16 protein-coding genes are annotated in these 20,185 nt (G+C 61.9%); 9 read left to right on the forward strand and 7 right to left on the reverse strand.

Annotated features, from left to right (window positions below; genetic code table 11):
* Positions 1-14 precede the first annotated feature (14 nt).
* Positions 15-1,226 (reverse strand): DNA-binding transcriptional regulator, encoded by a 1,212-nt coding sequence (locus HX818_RS07775; RefSeq protein ID WP_003219663.1) that lies wholly within the window; start codon positions 1,224-1,226, stop codon positions 15-17.
* Positions 1,227-1,379: 153 nt separating this feature from the next.
* Between HX818_RS07775 and xylA the strand changes: the two genes are divergently transcribed.
* The 4 genes from xylA to HX818_RS07795 all read left to right on the forward strand — a co-directional run bounded on the left by xylA (position 1,380) and on the right by HX818_RS07795 (position 6,520).
* Positions 1,380-2,696 carry a xylose isomerase gene (gene xylA / locus HX818_RS07780; RefSeq protein ID WP_177019763.1) on the forward strand — a complete coding sequence of 439 codons (1,317 nt, stop codon included), beginning with the start codon at positions 1,380-1,382 and terminating at the stop codon, positions 2,694-2,696.
* 57 nt (positions 2,697-2,753) lie between these two features.
* Entirely contained in the window at positions 2,754-3,755 is a 1,002-nt protein-coding gene (gene xylF, locus HX818_RS07785; protein ID WP_003219660.1) for a D-xylose ABC transporter substrate-binding protein, read from the forward strand.
* A gap of 68 nt (positions 3,756-3,823) precedes the next feature.
* Positions 3,824-5,383, forward strand: a complete 1,560-nt coding sequence (xylG, locus tag HX818_RS07790; protein WP_134326919.1) for a D-xylose ABC transporter ATP-binding protein — start codon at positions 3,824-3,826, stop codon at positions 5,381-5,383.
* The gene (locus HX818_RS07795; RefSeq protein WP_003219656.1) at positions 5,384-6,520 is read left to right on the forward strand and encodes a sugar ABC transporter permease; all 1,137 of its coding nucleotides are present in this window, start codon (positions 5,384-5,386) and stop codon (positions 6,518-6,520) included. It abuts the gene before it with no gap.
* Positions 6,521-6,832: 312 nt separating this feature from the next.
* Here the strand turns inward: HX818_RS07795 and HX818_RS07800 are convergent, their stop codons facing one another.
* The 5 genes from HX818_RS07800 to HX818_RS07820 form a co-directional block, all read right to left on the reverse strand.
* Complete coding sequence (locus tag HX818_RS07800; protein ID WP_134326920.1) at positions 6,833-8,419, reverse strand: GMC family oxidoreductase; 1,587 nt, start codon at positions 8,417-8,419, stop codon at positions 6,833-6,835.
* A 49-nt stretch (positions 8,420-8,468) separates the two neighbouring features.
* Positions 8,469-9,350, reverse strand: a complete 882-nt coding sequence (locus HX818_RS07805) for a sugar phosphate isomerase/epimerase (RefSeq protein WP_177019764.1) — start codon at positions 9,348-9,350, stop codon at positions 8,469-8,471.
* Positions 9,334-10,374 carry a glycoside hydrolase family 3 N-terminal domain-containing protein gene (locus tag HX818_RS07810; protein WP_102605571.1) on the reverse strand — a complete coding sequence of 347 codons (1,041 nt, stop codon included), beginning with the start codon at positions 10,372-10,374 and terminating at the stop codon, positions 9,334-9,336. The genes HX818_RS07805 and HX818_RS07810 overlap by 17 nt, the downstream gene beginning before the upstream one ends.
* Complete coding sequence (locus HX818_RS07815) at positions 10,361-11,392, reverse strand: glycoside hydrolase family 3 N-terminal domain-containing protein (protein WP_177019765.1); 1,032 nt, start codon at positions 11,390-11,392, stop codon at positions 10,361-10,363. Before HX818_RS07815 ends, HX818_RS07810 begins: the two co-directional genes overlap by 14 nt.
* Before the next feature lie 64 nt (positions 11,393-11,456).
* Positions 11,457-12,623, reverse strand: coding sequence for a Gfo/Idh/MocA family protein (locus HX818_RS07820; protein ID WP_177019766.1), 1,167 nt, complete (start codon positions 12,621-12,623; stop codon positions 11,457-11,459).
* 437 nt (positions 12,624-13,060) lie between these two features.
* On the opposite strand from HX818_RS07820, the gene HX818_RS07825 reads away from it, so the two are divergent.
* Positions 13,061-13,927, forward strand: coding sequence for a helix-turn-helix transcriptional regulator (locus HX818_RS07825; RefSeq protein WP_032899479.1), 867 nt, complete (start codon positions 13,061-13,063; stop codon positions 13,925-13,927).
* On the opposite strand, the gene HX818_RS07830 is transcribed toward HX818_RS07825, so the two are convergent.
* Positions 13,918-15,009 carry a thiamine pyrophosphate-dependent enzyme gene (locus tag HX818_RS07830; RefSeq protein ID WP_177019767.1) on the reverse strand — a complete coding sequence of 364 codons (1,092 nt, stop codon included), beginning with the start codon at positions 15,007-15,009 and terminating at the stop codon, positions 13,918-13,920. The two genes, HX818_RS07825 and HX818_RS07830, sit on opposite strands and share 10 nt — an antisense overlap.
* Positions 15,010-15,768: 759 nt before the next feature.
* Here HX818_RS07830 and HX818_RS07835 point away from each other — a divergent pair.
* The 4 genes from HX818_RS07835 (at position 15,769) to HX818_RS07850 (ending at position 19,867) form a co-directional block, all read left to right on the forward strand.
* Positions 15,769-16,929, forward strand: a complete 1,161-nt coding sequence (locus tag HX818_RS07835) for a PotD/PotF family extracellular solute-binding protein (RefSeq protein WP_177019768.1) — start codon at positions 15,769-15,771, stop codon at positions 16,927-16,929.
* A gap of 109 nt (positions 16,930-17,038) precedes the next feature.
* Positions 17,039-17,974, forward strand: a complete 936-nt coding sequence (locus HX818_RS07840) for an ABC transporter permease (RefSeq protein ID WP_008430156.1) — start codon at positions 17,039-17,041, stop codon at positions 17,972-17,974.
* A gap of 28 nt (positions 17,975-18,002) precedes the next feature.
* Positions 18,003-18,794: an ABC transporter permease gene (locus HX818_RS07845; RefSeq protein WP_008430153.1), complete on the forward strand. Its 792-nt coding sequence runs from the start codon at positions 18,003-18,005 to the stop codon at positions 18,792-18,794.
* 5 nt (positions 18,795-18,799) lie between these two features.
* Positions 18,800-19,867, forward strand: a complete 1,068-nt coding sequence (locus tag HX818_RS07850) for an ABC transporter ATP-binding protein (RefSeq protein ID WP_177019769.1) — start codon at positions 18,800-18,802, stop codon at positions 19,865-19,867.
* Positions 19,868-20,185: the final 318 nt, after the last annotated feature.

Raw genomic sequence — 20,185 nt, forward strand, 5'->3', positions numbered from 1 at the left:
GACAAAATAGGGACTCAAGGCGACAAAGAAATGACATCGCTCGAATCGCGCTCGACCTGCCCCACCTGGTACTCCCTCGGCGTACACCCGAACTCGCGCTTGAACACCGTGTGCAGGTACTGCGCGGATTTGAACCCGCAGTCATAGGCAATATCCGCAATCGCGGCCCTGGTATTTTCCAGGCTGGAAACCGCAGCCGCGAGTTTGAAGCGCAGGATTTCATCGTGGACGCTGCGGTTCAGTTCACTGCGAAAATGCGCTTCCAGGGACGACCGCGACACGCCGACGTAGTTGGCGACCTGGGCGGTCTTGATGCCCTGGCAGGCGTACTGGCGAATGAAATGCAGCGCCTGCATCACGTAGGGATGGCCGAGGGGTTGGTGCAGGCTTGAGGTCTGCACGTTGACCGCTTCCGGCGGCACCAGGATCTGGCTGCCTGCCGAAGGCATACCGTGCAGCATCTGGTGCAGCAGGCGCGCAGCGGTGCGGCCCATTTTTTCAGTGCCCTGGATCACCGAGCTCAGCGGCACGCGGGTCAGGGTGCGGGTCAAGGGGTCGTTGTCGATGCCGATCAGTGCCACTTGCTCCGGCACCGGGATGCCGGCGGTGAGGCAGGCCTGCAGCAACTGGCGGGCACGGGCGTCGCTGACCGCGATGATGCCGATGGGTTTGGGCAGGCTGTGCAACCAGGCAATTTGTTGCTCCACCGCCGAGTCCCACAGCGGCGCGCTGGTGCCGAGCCCGCGATACACCTCCACCGGCAAGCCATCGCGCTCCAGCAGGCGGCGGAAGGCTTTTTCGCGCTCCTGGGCCCAACGGTTGATATCGGCTTCAGGCAGGCTGAAACAGGCAAAGCGCGTCAGCCCGGCTTCGATCAGGTGTTCATAGGCCAGCTTGATCAAAGCAAAATTGTCAGTGGCCACATACGGAGTATGCCGTGGGTAGGCCCGCTCATCCTCATAAGACCCGCCCACCGCCACCACCGGCACATGCACACCCGCCAACGCCGGGCCCATCGCCGGGTCGTCAAAGTCGGCAATGATCCCGTCGCCATGCCAGCGCTCGATACCCTTGAGCCGGCAGACGAAGTCCTCTTCCAGGAACAGATCCCACGACACCCGCGTACTGCTCAGGTAGTTGCCGATCCCGGTGATGATGCCGCGATCGTAGATCTTGTTGCCATTGAACAGCAGGGCAATCCGGTGCACAGGCGGGACAGTTTTCACAGGGGCGGCTCCATGCGATATGTCGAGCCACTATGCGCGCAAAACCACTCAAAATCGAACCCTGCTCTGGTGATTTTCATAATCGGTTGGCCGGGGGCCGTTGCTAGTATCGAGGCAAGGTTAACGTGCACTCATAACAACAAGGATCTGGCGATGCCCTACTTTCCCGCGGTCGAAAAAATCCTCTATGAAGGCCCCGATAGCGACTCTCCCCTGGCCTTCCGGCACTACGATGCAAACAAGCTGATCCTCGGCAAACCGATGCGCGAGCACCTGCGGATGGCCGCGTGTTACTGGCACAACTTTGTCTGGCCCGGCAGTGACATGTTTGGCTCCGGCACCTTCCAGCGGCCCTGGCAGCAACCGGGGGAAGCCCTGCAAGTGGCACGCGGCAAGGCCGAAGCGGCGTTCGAGTTTTTCTCCAAGCTAAGCATCGACTACTACAGCTTCCACGACACCGACGTGGCCCCAGAAGGCGCAAGCCTGGCGGAGTACCGCGACAACTTTGCGCGAATGGTCGACCAGCTCGAAGGCCATCAGGAACAGACCGGTATCCGGCTGCTGTGGGGCACTGCCAACTGCTTCAGCAACCCGCGCTTTGCCGCCGGCGCCGCCAGTAACCCGAACCCGGAAGTGTTTGCCTATGCGGCGGCCCAGGTGTTCAGCGCGATGAATGCCACCCACCGTCTCAAGGGCTCCAGCTATGTGTTGTGGGGCGGCCGCGAAGGCTACGAGACCCTGCTCAATACCGACCTCAAGCGCGAGCGCGAGCAACTCGGGCGGTTCATGCGCATGGTGGTCGAGCACAAATACAAGATCGGCTTCACCGGCGAGCTGTTTATCGAGCCCAAGCCACAGGAGCCCACCAAGCACCAATACGACTACGACAGCGCCACCGTGTTTGGCTTCCTGCATCAGTTCGGCCTGGAGAAAGAGATCAAGGTCAACATCGAGGCCAACCACGCCACCCTCGCCGGCCACAGTTTTCACCATGAGATCGCCACCGCCGCGTCCCTGGGGATTTTCGGCAGCATCGACGCCAACCGTGGCGACCCGCAGAACGGCTGGGACACCGACCAGTTCCCCAACAGCGTCGAGGAGCTGACCCTGGTCACCTACGAGGTACTCAAGGCCGGTGGCTTCAAGGGAGGTGGCTACAACTTCGACTCCAAGGTACGCCGCCAAAGCCTCGACGAAGTGGACCTGTTCCATGGCCACGTGGCCGCAATGGACGTGCTGGCGCTGTCCCTGGAACGCGCCGCCGCCATGGTGCAGAACGACGCCCTCGAACAGTTCAAGGCCCAGCGGTATGCCGGCTGGGACCAATCCTTCGGGCGTGCCGTGCTTGGCGGCGACTTCAGCCTGGCGTCGCTGGCCGAGCATGCCTTCAGCCACCAACTGAACCCACAAGCCGTGAGTGGCCGCCAGGAGATGCTCGAAGGCGTAGTGAATCGCTTTATCTACCCATGACCGCTACGCTCCAGGTCCAGCAGTGCGTCTAAACAACAATAAAAGGGACTCACCATCATGAAACACCTGAAAACTGTCTTGCTCACCAGCGTTCTGGCACTGCTTTCCAATTCGGTCATGGCCGACGCGGCCCATCCGAAAATCGGCTTTTCCATCGACGACCTGCGCCTTGAACGCTGGGCCCGCGACCGCGATTATTTCACCGCCGCCGCCGAACAACTGGGGGCCAAGGTCTATGTGCAGTCGGCGGACGCCAACGAACAGCGGCAGATCTCGCAGATTGAAAACCTGATCTCCCGGGGCGTCGACGTGATTGTGATCGTGCCGTTCAATGCCACGGTGCTGAACAACGTGGTGGCCGAGGCCAAGAAAGCCGGGGTGAAAGTGCTGTCCTACGACCGGCTGATTTTGAATGCCGATATCGACGCCTACATCTCCTTCGATAACGAAAAGGTCGGCGAGATGCAGGCCCAGGGCGTGTTGAACGCGCAGCCTAAAGGCAATTACTTCCTGCTGGGCGGCGCACCTACCGACAACAACGCGAAGATCCTGCGCCAGGGCCAGATGAAGGTGCTGCAGCCTTCGATCGACAAGGGCGACATCAAGATTGTCGGCCAGCAATGGGTCAAGGAATGGAACCCCACAGAAGCCCTGAGCATTGTCGAAAACGCCCTGACCGCCAACAGCAACAAGATCGACGGCATCGTCGCCTCCAACGACGCCACCGCCGGCGGCGCGATCCAGGCCCTGGCGGCACAAAAACTCGCGGGCAAGGTGCCGGTCTCGGGCCAGGATGCCGACCTCGCCGCGATCAAGCGCGTGATCGCCGGCACCCAGACCATGACCGTCTATAAGCCGCTGAAGCTGCTGGCGTCCGAGGCGGCCAAGCTCTCGGTGCAACTGGTGCGTGACGAGAAACCGGCCTACAACTCGCAGTACGACAACGGCAGCAAACAGGTGTCGAGCATCCTGCTCAAGCCGACCGCGTTGACCAAGGACAACGTCAACGTGCTGGAAGAAGACGGGTTCTACACCAAAGCGCAAATCGCCGGGCAGTAAGCGTACGGCTCACTGCAGGGGCGGTTTGAGGCCGCTCCTGCCTTTTCGCTGTGGAATGAGTGCCCGCCATGTCCGACTACCTGCTGGAAATGAACAACATCGTCAAGACCTTCGGTGGCGTCAAAGCCCTGAATGGCATCGACATCAAGGTAAAACCCGGGGAATGCGTAGGGTTGTGCGGCGAGAACGGCGCCGGCAAATCGACCCTGATGAAAGTGCTGTCGGCGGTGTATCCCCATGGCACCTGGGACGGCGAAATCCTTTGGGACGGCCAGCCGTTGCGCGCCCACTCCATCGCCGAAACCGAAGCCTGCGGCATCGTGATCATCCATCAGGAATTGACGCTGGTACCGGACCTCTCGGTGGCCGAAAACATCTTCATGGGCCACGAGCTGACACTGCCCGGCGGGCGCATGAACTACCCCGCCATGATGCACCGTGCCGAAGCCCTGATGCGCGAGCTGAAAGTGCCGGACATGAACGTCGCCCTGCCCGTTTCGCAATACGGCGGCGGCTACCAGCAACTGGTGGAAATCGCCAAGGCCCTGAACAAGCAGGCGCGCCTGCTGATCCTCGACGAACCCTCCTCGGCGCTGACCCGCTCGGAAATCGAGGTGCTGCTGGACATCATCCGTGGGCTCAAGGCCAAGGGCGTCGCCTGCGTGTACATCTCCCACAAGCTCGATGAGGTCTCGGCCATCTGCGACACCATCGCGGTGATCCGCGACGGTAAACACATCGCGACCACGGCCATGGCCGAGATGGACGTGTCGCGCATCATCACGCAGATGGTCGGCCGTGAGATGAGCAACCTCTACCCCACCGAACCCCATGCGGTCGGCGAGGTGCTGTTCGAGGCGCGCAACGTCACCTGCTACGACGTCGACAACCCGGGCCGCAAGCGGGTGGACAATGTCTCGTTCAGCCTGCGCCGTGGCGAAATCCTCGGCATCGCCGGGCTGGTGGGCGCCGGCCGCACGGAACTGGTGTCGGCGCTGTTCGGCAGCTACCCCGGGCGCTACCAAGGCGAGGTGTGGCTGGATGGCAAACCGATTGATACACGCACGCCGCTGAAGTCGATTCGCGCCGGGCTGTGCATGGTCCCGGAAGACCGCAAGCGCCAGGGCATCGTCCCGGACCTGGGCGTTGGGCAAAACATCACCCTGGCGGTGCTGGACCGTTTCTCGCACCTGACGCGCATCGATGCCGAGGCGGAACTGGGCAGCGTCGAACAGGAAATCAAGCGCATGCACCTGAAGACGGCGAACCCGTTCCTGCCGATCACCAGCCTCTCCGGCGGCAACCAGCAGAAGGCCGTACTGGCCAAGATGCTCCTGACCAAACCCCGGGTGCTGATCCTCGACGAACCGACCCGTGGCGTGGACGTGGGCGCCAAATATGAAATCTACAAATTGATGGGCGCGCTGGCGGCCGAAGGCGTGTCGATCATCATGGTGTCTTCGGAGCTGGCCGAGGTGCTGGGGGTCTCCGACCGGGTGCTGGTGATCGGCGAGGGCCAGTTGCGCGGCGACTTCATCAACCAGGGCCTGACCCAGGAACAGGTGCTCGCCGCCGCCCTCAGCCAACCGAACGGGCATGACAATAATAATGATCGGAAATCCGCGTAAATGAACCAAGTCAAACAGCTCTTCACCCGCTACAAAATGCTCGCCCTGTTGATCGCCGTGGTGCTGATCTGGGTGTTTTTCAGCTGGCAGACCGAAGGCGGCTTCCTGACCCCGCGCAACCTGTCGAACCTGCTGCGGCAGATGTCCATTACCGGCATCCTGGCCTGCGGCATGGTGCTGGTGATCATCAGCGGCGAGATCGACCTGTCGGTGGGCTCGATGCTCGGTTTGCTCGGCGGCGTCGCGGCGATCCTGGATGTGGTTTATCACATTCCCCTGCCGCTGAACCTGGCCATCGTCGCCCTCTGTGGCTTGCTGATTGGCCTGGGCAACGGCTACATGACCGCGTACCTGCGCATCCCCTCCTTCATCGTCGGCCTGGGCGGCATGCTCGCGTTTCGCGGGGTGCTGCTGGGCATTACCGGCGGCACCACGATTGCACCGGTTTCGCCACAACTGGTGTACATCGGCCAGGGTTACCTGCCGACAGTGGTCGGGGTGATTCTCGGCGTGTTGCTGTTCGGGCTGGCGATATTCCTGACCTGGCGCCAACGCCACAACCGCGCCCTGCACGGCTTGGCGCTGCCGTCGATGCTGCGCGACAGCGTGCGCGTGGTGTTGATCGGTTTCGTGCTGGCCGGCTTCGTCTACACCCTCAACAGCTACGACGGCATTCCCGTGCCGGTGCTGCTTCTGCTGGTGCTGCTGGGGGTGTTCAGTTACGTCACCAGCCAGACCGTCTTTGGCCGGCGCATCTACTCGGTGGGCAGCAACATGGAAGCCACACGCCTGTCGGGGATCAACGTGCAGGCGGTCAAACTGTGGATCTTCGGGATCATGGGCGTGATGTGCGCCCTTGCCGGGCTGGTCAACACCGCGCGCCTGGCGGCGGGTTCACCTTCGGCGGGCAACATGGGCGAACTGGATGCTATCGCGGCGTGCTTTATCGGCGGTACATCGATGCGCGGCGGTTCGGGCACGGTGTACGGCGCCCTGCTCGGCGCACTGGTGATCAGCAGCCTGGACAACGGCATGTCGATGCTCGACGTGGACAGCTACTGGCAGATGATCGTCAAGGGCAGCATCCTGGTGCTGGCGGTGTGGGTGGATGTGAGTACACGGACGGGGCGCCGTTGAGATTTGGGCAATGGCATGGAGCTTGCTCTTGACCAGCAGGCGGCCGATATCGGCCTCGACTTGAGCAGAAACGACCCACGAGGCACATGCCATGCACAGTTTGTTCTTTGCAACCGCTCAGATGATCAACGGCCGCGTACAGTCCGTTGATTCCATGGACAAACATCCGGACCCTAGGGCAATGCCCCTTGAACTGCAGGCAAAGCTTGGCATCGCCCTTGGGCTGCTGGCCCTCGGCAGCTGTTTCGCGCTGTGGTTGATCGGCGCCTGAGCCTGCCCCAAAAAGAGGCCGGTGTTACCGCCCGGGCAACTCTATCGGGCGGTCCGGATCATGTCGGCAGCTTTTTCGCCGATCATGATGCACACCGAGTTGGGGTTGCCTGAAATCAGGGTCGGCATGATCGACGCATCGGCCACCCGCAGCCCTTCGATGCCATGCACCTTGAGGTCCGGCCCCACCACTGCCCGCTCATCCACACCCATGCGACAGGTGCCGGATGGATGCAGTGCGGCGTGGGCTTCCTCGTGACAGAACTGCTTCATCGCTTCGCGCGAGCGCACGGTGGGTTCCGGTACATGCCGACGAGCCACGTAGGGTTTGAAGGCCGCCTGGGCCATGATCTGTTCGCCCACCAGGCAACCGTCCACCAGGCTTTCAATGTCGTACGGATCGGAAAAGTAGTTGGGCACGATGCGCGGCGGGGACATCGGGTCGGCGGAGTAAAGCTCCACATAGCCCCTGGACCTTGGCCGTATCTGCCCCAGGTTCAACGTGCAGCCATTGCCGCCGGGCACCGAATCCACACCCTCTTCGATGCCCGCGCCCACCACCATGAAATACTGGATATCCGGGTGCACCGCCGTCTTGTCGCCCCACCAGAACGCCCCGCCTTCAATCAGGTTGGACGCCGCCGGGCCTTGCCGGAACAACGCGTACTGCAACCCCGCCATAAGCTTCCACCACGGTTTTTTGTACTTGTCGTAGCTGTGGGGGCCGGTCAGCTCATACACCAGTGAAATTTCGATATGGTCCTGCAGGTTCTGCCCCACACCGGGCAAATCCTGAACCACTTTGATCCCGTGTTTTTCCAGCTGCTCAGCGGGCCCGATCCCCGACAACATCAGCAACCGGGGTGAGTTGATGGCGCCGCAGGACAGGATGATTTCCTTGTCGGCGTGCATCACCTGGCGCACGCCCTTCTCCAGGTATTCGATGCCGACGGCCTTGTTGCCCTGCATCAGGATACGCAGCACCCGGCAGCCGGTCTTCACCGTCAGGTTCTTGCGCGACTTGGCCGGCGCCAGGTAGGCCACGGCGGCACTGCTGCGAAAGCCGTTTTTGGCGGTGATCTGGTACAGCCCGCAGCCCTCGGGCTGGCCCGAGTTGAAATCTTCGTTATAGGGCAATCCAAACTGCTGGCAGGCCCGCAGCCAGACTTTGGTCAAGGGGTGGATATTGATCGGGTCCGACACCCCCAACGGCCCGCCGACACCGTGCACCTCGTTGCAGAACCGCTCGTTGTCCTCGGCCTTTTTGAAGTACGGCAACACGTCTTTATACGACCACCCGGCGGCGCCCTGTTCGGCCCAACCGTCGTAGTCGGCGGGCACGCCACGGATATAGATCATCGCATTCACCGAGCTGCCGCCCCCGAGCACGCTGGCCTGGACCATGGTCGGCGTTTCGCTGCGGTGCTGGTCCTCGGTCGGCTCCCACGCATAACGCTTGAGCAGCGGGCCCTGGGCGGTCTTGTAGTAGGCGCCGGGAATATGGATGTAAGGGCTGCGATCCCGCGGGCCTTCCTCGAACAGCACCACCGACGCTCCCGCATCCTCACTCAGGCGCGATGCGACTGTGCAGCCCGTGGAGCCGCCCCCGATTACGATGAAATCCACCATGACAACCTCAGATCTTTTTAGTATTCAGCCAGTGTCGAAACGCGCGTTATCAACCGACCAGGCCGGTTAACAGCGTCTTCAATTGTTGGGCGACGGCGTAGCTGTTTTGCTGCTGCTGTTTTTTGCAGAACAACTCACAACTCCACCACCCGGCGTAACCGGTGGCCTTTACCGCGGCGGTCCACTCGACCAGGTCGAGCACGCCGCTGCCGGTGGGCACATCGCGCAGCACTTCCTCATTCGGGATACCGCCTTCGAAGGCCAGTGAGTCGCAGACATGCACGCCGTAGATCACGTCCTTGTCGAGCCGGGCGACGTCCGCAGGGGTCACGCCGCTGGTAAAGCAATGCCAATAGTCGATCACCATCTTCACGTTGCTGCGCCCGGTGCGTTCAATCAGCTGCAGTTGGTGATCCAGGGTGTTGAGTGGCGTCCAGGACAAGGCTTCGAGGTAGAGCAGCAGACCGTATTGCCTGGCCACATCGGCCAACTCCGCCAGGTTGCTTGCCGTGCGGGCGTATTGTTCGGCCTGATCCATGCCCAGCAAGCCTGAGTAATGCAGGCTCTTGCCGATCGCCTGAAAATCAATCACCGCCTGTACATTGATCGGACCGGTGAGGACTTGCACGCCTTTGGCGCCCACCAGATTGGCCAGCTCAAATAGCCGCCGGGCTTCTTTGAACAGGTCGTCACGCTCGTCACCCTGGCGTTCGATATCCCGCAGGTAGCCGATGCCGGTGACAGGCACGTCGTTGAGCAGTGCTTGAAGCTCTGACTCGGTATAGCCGGCCTGCAGATACGCCTCCAGCTTGCCGCTGTTGATCTCCAGCGCGTCAAAACCCAGCGTCCGGGCGATGTCGATATCCATCGCCAGGGTCGAGTGTTTCGCAACGGTGGAATGCAGGGCGAGGACGTTATTTTGGGTTGCCATATGGCGCTCCTACGGTTGAACAGCGATCAGCCAAGGCACCAACGGCCAACGCCGCGGCGTCCAGCCGCGCTTGGGGCAAGAGGCCCTCGGCGACGGCGGCGACAATCGCCCGAACGATCTGCGGCACGTGGGGCATAGCCTTTGCGGAAATCAGTAATAAGTCGGCCCCGGCATTCAGCGCGGCCACTGCGACCTCGCCGAGGGACATCTGGCCGATGGTTGAGCGGTGATCGAGGTCGATGGTCATGACCAGCCCCTTGAAGCCCAACTCCTGGCGCAACACGCCGATCAATTCAGGCGACACCGAGGCTGCCGTGGGCGGTGTGCATGCGGCGAATATCGCCGGGCCCATCATCACCGCATCGGCGCCAGCGTCGATCCCGGCCTGAAACCCGGGCCAGAAGGCCCGCAGTTGCTGCATGGACTCGCTGACCACCGCCGTTTCAGTCGACGGCTGCTGAAACAGCACCGGGTGCCCGGGGAAGTGCTTCAGGGTGCTGGCCATCCCGGCCCGCCGCACGCCGCGCACATACGCACCGACCATCGCCGCCGTCTGGTGGACATCGCCCGACAGCGTGCGCCCCGCCAGCCACACATTACGGCCGCCGACCACATCCGCCGTCGGCGACAGCAGCAGGTTGACCCCGGTCGCCCGCGCGGCGGTGGCGACCTTGAAGCACGCCTGTTCCAGCGCCGCACAATCCATCGCCCGGGCCACATCGGGCTCCGGCAGCGCCGGGGTCACCCCTTGCAAGCGGTGCACGGCGGAGATGTCGGCATCGGCTGCCAGCAGCAGCGGCCCACCCAGTTCGGTGGCCGTGCCGGTAAAACGCTGCCAGATGTCCAGGGTTTCGGTTTGCAGGCGGCTGGCGCTCATTTTTCCGCTGACGTATTCCTCTCCGGTCTCGCCAAACAACAGGCTGCGCCCGCCATTGCCGAGGAACCGACGCACGTCATCCGTCATCTGCACGTCCAGCAATACCGGGAACAGCACGCCGTAGGCCTTGCGGTCATTCGCGCTCATGGCTGGTTTCCTGGGTGGCGATTGCCAGTTGACGAACCTTGGCAGCGGCGTCCAACAGAACCTGGCGGTCCAGGGTGCCTTCGTGGACGGCGGCGACAATCGCCTCGGCGATGCTGTCCAGGCCTGACTCGCTGGACACCAGCAACAGGTGCGCACCGGCCACCAGGGAGGCTACGGCGGTATCGGGGATGGTGTTGCCGCGCAGGATCGACACGGCGTCCAGGTCATCGGAAATGATCAGGCCTTCGAAGCCGAGGGTGTCACGCAGTACGCCGATGACCTTCGACGAGGTGGACGCCGACTGCTGCGCATCAATCGCAGGAAACACCGCCGGGCCAGGCATGACGGCTTTTACGCCGGTGGCGATGACCTGCTTGAACACTTCAAGATTGTCATGCAGCAATTCCAGCGGCCCCGGCACGGTGGCTTCGGCAATGGCCGGATCGTGCTCGGTGATGTAGTGCCCGGGGAAGTGCTTGGCAGTGGCGATCACACCCGCGCGCTGCACCCCGCGGATAAACGCGCAGGACACTCGGCTGACTTCCACTGGATCCGCGCCCAGGTGCCGGTTGTGCAGCCATGGATTGACGCCGGTGACCACGTCCACGATGGGCGCCAGGAACAGATTCACGCCCAGCCCGCGGGCCGCGGCGGCCATCTCGAAGCAACGTTGCTCGAGGTCCTCGGCGCCGAGGTCCTGGAGCTGCGCCCGGGTGGCGACCGCCGGGACCAGTTGGTGCAGGCGTTCGATTCCGCCGAGTTCCTGGTCTACCGCGATCAGCACCGCAGAGCCCGCCAGCGCCGTGGCTTCCTTGACGATACTGATGAAATCGGCTTTGGACTCGGCCGCCTTGCGCGCCGGGCTCATGCCTCGGCCCACGTATTCATCCCGGGTTTCCCCGAGCAACAGGGATACACCACCACGGCTCAGGTAACGGCGCACATTGTCGTCCAGGTGCAAATCCCCGAATGCGGGAAGCAGTACCGAATACGCGGCGCGATGCAGTTCGCTTGACATTGTTTTTCCTCAACAGCGTTTGGGTGAGTCGTTGGATGCGCAGCGGTGCCACGCATGAAATCAATTACCGCGGGAAAGGCACCCAGGCCCGCTGCTGGTGGGATTCGAGGCTGGCCTGGGACAACAACACCCCGCGCACGCCTGCGTGAATATCCGGCAACGGGACGCTGGTCGCTGTGCGCCATTGCGCCCCGGCGTCCAGGGCCTCGGCGAAGTCGGCGTACAGCACGGCCAGCGCTTCCAGATAACCTTCGGTATTGCCCGCCGGCAAGCTGGTGAACGTCAGCGTCTGCGGCCTGTTGTCGGACTGGCCTCGCCGATAGATGCGGTCTGCACCGTCAGTGGGCGTGAACAACAGGGTTTCCGGTGACTCCTGGCACCATTCGAGCGAAGCCAGGCTGCCGACGACCTTGAAGCGCAAGCCGTTGCGATGCCCGGGCGCGGCGAAACTGGCCCACAACAATCCATCCACGCCGCCGTCGAATTCCAGTTGCACCACGCAGGTATCGTCCAGGCCCCAACCCGGCACCACGCTGGTCAACTTGGCGTTGAGCTGGGTGCAGCGCTGCCCGGACAGAAACTCCAACAGGTTGAAGGCGTGGGTGCCGACGTCTCCCAGCGCGCCGGTGGGGCCGGCCTTTTGCGGGTCACCGCGCCACGCCAGGCTATTGCTCAAGCCGGACACGCCGGGGGCCAGCCACTCCAGCAGGTATTCGACGTACAGGAAGCGCAGCTCACCCAGCTCGCCGGCCTGGATGCGACTGCGGGCGTCCCTGACCATCGGGTAGCCCTGGTAGGTGTAGGTCAGCGCAAAAAATGTCCCATGGCGCTCGGCAAGGCTCGCCAACTCATGTGCTTCGTCAGGGTGGTTGACCAGGGGCTTGTCGCAGATCACCGGGATGCCCGCCTCCAGGAACAACCGGCACGGTTCGAAGTGCAAGTGGTTGGGCGTCACGATAACCACCGCCTCGATCGGGTCGGGGCGGCGAGACTCGGCGGCCGCCATGTCCTCGAACGACAAGTAGATACGTTCGGGTTCAATAGTGAGCGCTGCGCCCGCCTCGCGGCATTTATCCGCGTCGGCAGAGAATGCGCCGGCGACGATATCGAAGCGATTACACAGGCGCATCGCTGCGCGGTGGTAACTGGCGAAGTAAGCGCCCTGCCCGCCGCCGACCATGCCGACCTTGAGTCGCCTCTTTCCGGGAATGTCGCCGGTCAACCTTGCCATCGCCCAATCCTCCGCAAAAAGCATTGGCCCGAGTATCAGGGGTGACCGGTGTTTCCACCATTTCGCACCCTTGGCGATACCTGACGCGGACTGAAGCACTCCTGCGCAGCACGGGGTGTTACCCGTCGCTATCGAATGTGTTACTGGGCGGACCGCCACCGTCACGATTGCCCCGTGAAAACCACAACGCACTGGCGCCGAACCTTCAGCAAAAGCGCTTACAATCTGACGCATTCAGTTATGCTCAAACTTCATGTTTGAACTTAAACAAACGGCATGAAAGATGCTTTGGTAATGATCGGAAGTTTCAAACGCTTAAACGGTTATTACGGTTATGCCCAAGGTTATTCGATAACCGCGCTATAACTTAATAACTGGCGCCTTAACCAGCCAAGTACATCGAGATAATAATGCCCAGCCGCCCGGACTCATCGCCCCTGTCATTAGCCGCCGCCACCTCCCACCCCGAGCGACAGCAGGCGCGCAGCGACTTGCAGGCCAATGTGCAAAAGAATCTGAGCACGCTGGTGGAGTCCTGCCGGTCGGTGGCCGACATGTGCCGCAAAGTTGATGTGAACCGCCAGCAGTTCAACAAGTACCTGGTGGGCCAGCACGTGCCGTCGCAGAAGATTCTGCAAAAGATCGGCCGCTATTTCATGATGGAAGCCGAAGACCTCTTCCGCCCGCCCGCCGAGTTCAAGAAGTTCTATGAAGGCTATGAAAACGAACTGCCGACCGGCTTGCGGGCTTCGGAGCAGTTCAATCATTTCCTGCCGCTGGCCAAGCAGTCGGCTGACGTGCTCGAAGACTATCTGGGGGTGTATTACCGCTACCACAATTCATCGATCTACAAGGGCCGGATCCTGCGTTCGGTCACCTGCCTGTACCGCGCCGACTCGATGGTGCAGTACGTCACCGTCGAGCGCTTTCCGCTGCGCGATGGCAGCGGCAAGATCGGTTATTCATTCACCTACCACGGGTTCTGCCTGCTGCTGGGCGATCGCCTGTTCATGGTGGATTTCGAAGGCAAGCAACGTAACGAAATGACGTTTTCGATCCTGACGCCGCAGCATCGTCGGCCGATCCGTTTTCTCTATGGGTTGGTGACGGGTGTGGCGTCGTCCTCGTTCCGCCAACCCTTCTCCACGCGCATGGCGCTGGGGCTGGTGGACAAGGGCAAGATCCGCAAGCATCACTTGCGCAATGCAACGGTGCTGTTGCCCAGCGACCAGTCGATCCCGCTGGACGTACGTGAATACATGACCGGCGACAACGCCACCATTGTCTGGGGCGGTCAGGACTGAGGGACCTGCAGGGGCTGGCGTGCCGTCATCATTTCAACCAGCGACGGGCCCTTGCTGTTGAGGGCTTTGACGAGGGTCGCGTTGAGTTGTGACGCGTGTTCCACACGCCAGGCTTCAAGGCCGAAGTTTCGGGCGATGCCGGCGAAGTCCGGGGCATAGGGTTTGCCATCCGGCAGGTTGAATTCACCGGCCCGGTGCTGCTCGATGGGCGACGTCTGTACGTCGCCCAGGGCTTCGTCACCGTTGCTGTTGAAGACCAGGAACACCACTGGAATGCTGTGCATCACGCACACGGCCATCTCTTGCATCGACTGCAGGAAATCCCGGCTGCCCACGGCACAGACCACCTGGCGGGCGGGCATGGCGAGCTTGGCGCCGATCGCTGCCGGGACGGCCCAGCCGAGGGTGGCGGGGTTGCCGGCGCACAAGTGCCTGCCGGGGTAATGCACCGGGAACATTTTGCGGGCCATGGGCTGGGTGGGGCCGCTACCGATGACGAGGATGGCGTCGTTTTCCAGCACGGAGGATGAGGCGCGGCCTTCGCGCAGTACGCTGATTTTACGCGGGGTGGGTTGGGGTTCTGCACGCAGGGTGGCGGGTGGCAGGCTGGCGGTGGTGGAGGCGCCTTGGAGGGCGTCGTCAATGGACAGGCTGACAGGGCCGGGATGGGCGCTCAGCATGGTGTCGAAGGCTTGGCGCAGGGCTTGGGGTAGCTGTTGTAGTGTCGAAACCGTCGCGTGATCTTTCATGACGTTGGCGGCTATCGTTTCGGGCTGGGCGTTACTGATGACCAGCAGCGCGCAGGCGTCCTGGTGCGCGGTGGCGAGGGCTCCCAAGGCTGAGGGGATGCCCAGGGGGCCCGTGAGTACGACGGCCATGGGGCGACCGCACGCACGGTAGTAGCCGTCGGCGAGGTGCACGGCGCTGTGGGCCTGGATGACGTGGATAAAGGGGATGTCGGTGCCCGGGGTCAGCAGCGCTTCCACCAGGGCCCGGGCGCCGTCGCCCGGGGGCCCGGCTACGTAGTCGACACTGTTGGCCTTGAGTGCCTTGGCGATGATTTGGCCACCTGTGAATTTCACTCGATACTCCAGCGAATGCGCGGCGTCTGGGCCGGGATCAGGCTTGGAGTATTCGCCTGGTGCGGGGTGGGCTCAATTTCGCACCTTGGGTAAAAGAGACGCAGATTGACGCAGATATTGGGGCTCACTACAGCACAGCGGCCTGCAGGCCGGCTTGAGTGTTAGAGGCCAAATCAAAAGCTAAAGCGGGCACGGTCAAATGTGGGAGCTGGCTTGCCAGCGATGGCATCGCCCAGGTGTGTCTGATGTACCGAGTTGTCTGCATCGCAGGCAAGCCAGCTCCTACAGAAAAGCCGCTCTGCTTTTGCTCTGGTTTCTCACCTGCAGGTCGGCTTTCAGGCCGCCGTGCTCTTGCTACGGATCCCCCCAGAACCCCCTGGGCCCCCACGTGCGCCGCTTAGGTCACTCCAATGCGTCAGAGTGCGTCGCTTTTAACCCCCCTGCGAAATTGAGCCCCCCGCCTCCCCGCTCAATACTCAACCCATGAAAACAACAAGCCGAGCCTATCAAGCGCTGGGCGCACCGCTTCAGGCACGCAACACCCTGCAGCCCGGAATAAGCGTGCGTCGCCCCGCCAAGGAAGAGTCAATCGGAACAGTGGAGGCCTTACCACCCTCCCCAGCAGCATGGAACCAATGCTGGCCATAACACTGCCGATCCAACTGACTGCATACAAAAGGACGCACCTGGCATCGACACCAGGCCCACGCATTGCAAGTCGCTCAACATTTGCACCCACCACCCAGGCAGGAACTCGAAATGAAAAAAGAAATAGAGACGGGTTATGGTTTGACCGGCATTGACTTCAATTCCCTCAGCTTGAAACGACGCTCGTTCCTGCTGGGCGCTGCCGCCTCTGCCGCAGGCTTGTACCTCGGCTCGTTCGTGCCCAGCGCATTTGCCGCCACCACCGGGCACCTGGAAATCCTCGGCTGGGAAGGCGAAACCGGCGACGCCGAACTCGCCGACTGGCGCAAGCAACGCAACGTTACCGTGCGCTCCAGTTATGCCAGCAACCAGGACGACATCACCGCCCGGCTGGCCGGCTCCGATCCGGTGCAACTCGACCTGACCATGTACGCCCTGGGTTACGAAAAGATCTATCAGGAAATGGGCCTGCTCAAGGCCATCGACACCACGAAGATCCCCAACTATTCCGCCGACAATACCCTCGCGCTGTTCTACAAGGGCAGCCGTTGGTACTGGGACGGCAAGCAATGGGGCATCCCGTTGCTGTGGGGGATGAACACCATCATCTACAACCCCAAGAACGTCAAAAAGCCCACCCAATACACCGACCTGCTGGACCCCAAGCTCAAGGGCAAGTTGACCTTTGTCGATGACGGCACCTCGAACTGGTCGCTGATCGCGACCATCGCCGGCTACGGCGACAAGTACCCCAACCTGACCCGCGCCGAGTTCAACGACGCCTTTGAAAAACTCAAGCCGTATCGTGATCAATGCCGCGTGTTCGCGGCCTCGTCGGGTGACGCGGTATCGCTGCTGGTATCGGGTGAAGTGGACGCGGTGTTCTCGGCCTCCGCCAACACCCCGAGCGAAACCATCAAGCGTGGCGTGACCACTGCCCTGTCGGTGCCCAGCGAAGGCGCAGCGCTGTGGTGCGATGCGTTGTTCATCCCGAAAACCGCCAAGGATATTCCCCTGGCCCTGGAGTTCATCAACAAGACCCTGGAGCCCGACATCCAGGCCAAGATGGCAACCACGATGTTCTCCGGCGTGGTCAACCCCAAGGCCGTGCCGCTGCTGCCCGAGGACCTGAGAAACACCTTTGACTACGCGAACCTCGACAGCTTCTTCGAGAAATCCAAACTCTATGGCCAACCGCCCCTGAGCTCCGAAAAGTATGTGACCTATGCGGAATGGATCGATCAGTGGGCGAACTTCAAAGGCTCGTTCTAGAGCGCTTGGCACGCCGGCGCTGGCAACCGTGGGGTGGGTGTTCATCAACACGCGCCCCACGGGTCAACGCGCCCTGACTCTCGAATAAAAACGCAAAGGCAACCTCATCATGACCGTAGTCAACAACACCGAGTCCATGCCCCTGGACGACGGCGATTCAAGGGTCGGTAAACACGTGAAGATGGATAAGAGAACCCTCAGCGGGTATTGGCTGGCGTCGCCGCCGTTGCTGTTTCTGGTGGTGTTCTTTCTGGTTCCGTCGGCACTGTTGCTGATTGCCAGTTTCTGGACCGCCAAGACCTTCAGCATGGAGCCCGCCGCCACCCTGGCCAACTATGCCAAGGCCCTGAGCGCCAGCGGGTTTTATGACTCGCTGTGGATCGCCCTGCAAAACGGCTTCTGGACCGCCCTGCTCTCCACCGTGATCAGTGCGCCGGTGGCCTATTACATCGTGTACCGCACACGCTCCAACGCCGTGTTGTACCTGGCGTTGGTGTCGTGGTTTTCCAGTTACCTGGTACGGGTCTACGCATGGCGCTCGATCCTGGGCACCAACGGCGTGATCAACTCCACCCTGCTGCACTTCGGCCTGATCGACCAGCCGCTGGAGTGGCTGGTGTTCAGCAAGTTCGCCGTGGTGCTGACCCTGGTGCACATCATGCTGCCCTTCACCCTGTTGCTGCTGGTGTCGGGCCTGCGGGACATCAAGAAGGACTACCTGGAGGCCGCTGCCGACCTGGGCGCCGGCGGTGTCACCATTCTGTGGCGGGTGATCATGCCGATGGCCCACAAGAGCATCGTCAGCTCGTTCATGTTCACCTTCGTGCTGGCCGCCAGCGACTACGTCACCCCGCAACTGCTGGGCGGCCGGGATGCGATGACCACCGGGCTGGTGATCGCCAACCAGTTCCGCTCGGTAGGTAACTGGCCACTCGGTGCGGCGATGGCTTATCTGCTGTTGATCGTGTTCATGCTGGTGTACGCGTTGCTGCTGGGGGTGTTGCGCGCAGCCAACCTGGCACCCGGCAAGCGTTACCACGACTGACTGCCGCTCATAAAAAAGGTAACTCGCCATGATCCGGTTATTCACTTACGTCTACATGTTGTTCCTCTACGCGCCCATCGCGATTATCGCGCTGTTCAGCTTTCACTCGTCCGCCTCGCTGTCGTTCCCGTTCGAGGGTTTTTCCACGCGCTGGTACGAGGCGCTGTTCAGCAGTTCGGACTTCATGACAGCCCTGACCAACAGTGCGATCGTCGCCGCCGGTTCGGCGATTCTCACCACGCTGCTGGGTACGTTCTCGGCCCTGGCGCTGATGCGCATGAAAGGCCGGGTAAAAGCGGTGTTCGCGTTCATGAACTTCGCCCCCATCGCCTTGCCCGGTTTGTTTTTGGGGATTGCACTGGTGATTTTCTTCTCACTGGTCGGCCTGCCCCGCTCGCTGCTGACGGTGATCATCGGCCACACCCTGTTCACCTTTCCGTTCTTCGTGGAGTCAGTGCGCTCACGGCTGGAGTATTTCGACCTGTCGTTCGAGGAGGCCGCGCGTGACCTCGGCGCCTCGCCCCTCAAAGCGTTCTGGCTGGTGACGCTGCCGATCATCGGGCCAACCATTGCCGGCGCCGCGATCCTCGCGGTGGCGCTGTCGATGGATGAATTCCTGATCACCGTGTTCGTCACCGGCAGCGACACCACGCTGCCCCTCATGATTCTTTCGATGATGCGCCGCGCCGTCAGCCCCACCATCAATGCCGCCTCGGTATTCATGCTGGTGGTGACCATCGCCATCATCGCCATTGCCGGCCTGGTCATGACCTTGCGTCGTCGCCGCCTCGAACTTGAACGTGCTGAAACTGCAGAGTAATCACCATGACCAACAGTATTGAACTGACCGGAATTTCCAAGAGCTACGGCAACCTCACTGCCCTGGGCAAAGTCGACCTCACGGTAAAACGCAACGAGATCCTGACCCTGCTCGGCCCCAGTGGCTGCGGCAAGACCACCCTGATGCGGATCATTGCCGGCTTCGAAGAGCCCACCACCGGCAAAGTGGTGATCGACGGCAAGGACTCCACCGCCCTGGCGCCTGAACACCGCCCGGTGAATATGGTGTTCCAGAAGTACGCGCTGTTCCCGCACCTGGACGTGTTCGACAACGTTGCCTTCGGGTTGCGTTTGAAGAAGAAGCCCAAGGATGAGATCAAGCGTGAAGTGAACAAGGCGCTGGAACTGGTGCAACTGGAAAGCTTCAAGAGCCGCTGGATCTCCGAGCTCAGTGGCGGGCAGGCGCAACGTGTGGCCCTGGCCCGCGCGCTGGTGAATCGCCCGGCGGTGTTGCTGCTGGACGAGCCGCTGGCGGCCCTGGACCTGAAGATTCGCCATCACATGCTTAACGAGATCAAGCGCATCCACGAAGAGACTTCCACCACGTTTGTGTATGTGACTCACGACCAGGACGAAGCGATGATCTTGTCGGACCGTGTGGTACTGCTGAACAAGGGTGGCATCGAGCAGATCGGCGGGCCGCAGGAGATGTATTGGTCGCCGCGCACGTTGTTTGCCGCCAGGTTTTTCGGCGATACCAATATCGTCAACGGCACGTATGGGCTCGGTGGCGTGGTCGAGCTGCCGTTTGGGCGTTATGCCCACACCGCTAAAAGCGGCGTGGGTGCAGGGCAGGTGAATGTGTCGATCCGGCCTGAAACCATCGGCCTTGAGCCGGCTCTGGGCGCCGCACTGGCCGACGGTGCGTTTGCCGGGAAGGTCAAGGACACTTCGTTTATCGGTAATCGGGTGATCTACCGCGTGGAGGTGGCCGGTGGCACGCTTGATCTCAAATGCCAGCAACTGCCGACTCCCGGCAGCCACGCACTGCCGCCGGGTACGAATGTGGCGTTGACCTGCAAACCGGAAAGCTTTGTGGTGATTCCGGTCTGAAGGGGTTGAACATGGGGCCTGGCTGAAGCAGCCGAGGTTCATTTTTACGCTGGATCATGCGCTCTTTCACGGGAGGCTGGTCTGGCGTTTTTTTTGCCCGGGGGGGAAGAGAGTAATGGTCGGTTTTATTGAGCGGGAAGTGGGCCCTCCGGTAAGTCTAGATTTACCGGGGGCCCGTGCCGGGCTGACCATCTCATTAGGGCTCTGCCCCGCCTGTCGGCGCCTCGCCTAGGCTCGGCGTTCCCTCACTCCGGCACCGCGAAGCGGGCCGCCGCGACGGGCCATCCATGGCCCCGCCCCACCCAACCGCCGCCCTGC

This window comes from Pseudomonas sp. F9001, assembly GCF_013385435.1.
Lineage (GTDB): Bacteria > Pseudomonadota > Gammaproteobacteria > Pseudomonadales > Pseudomonadaceae > Aquipseudomonas.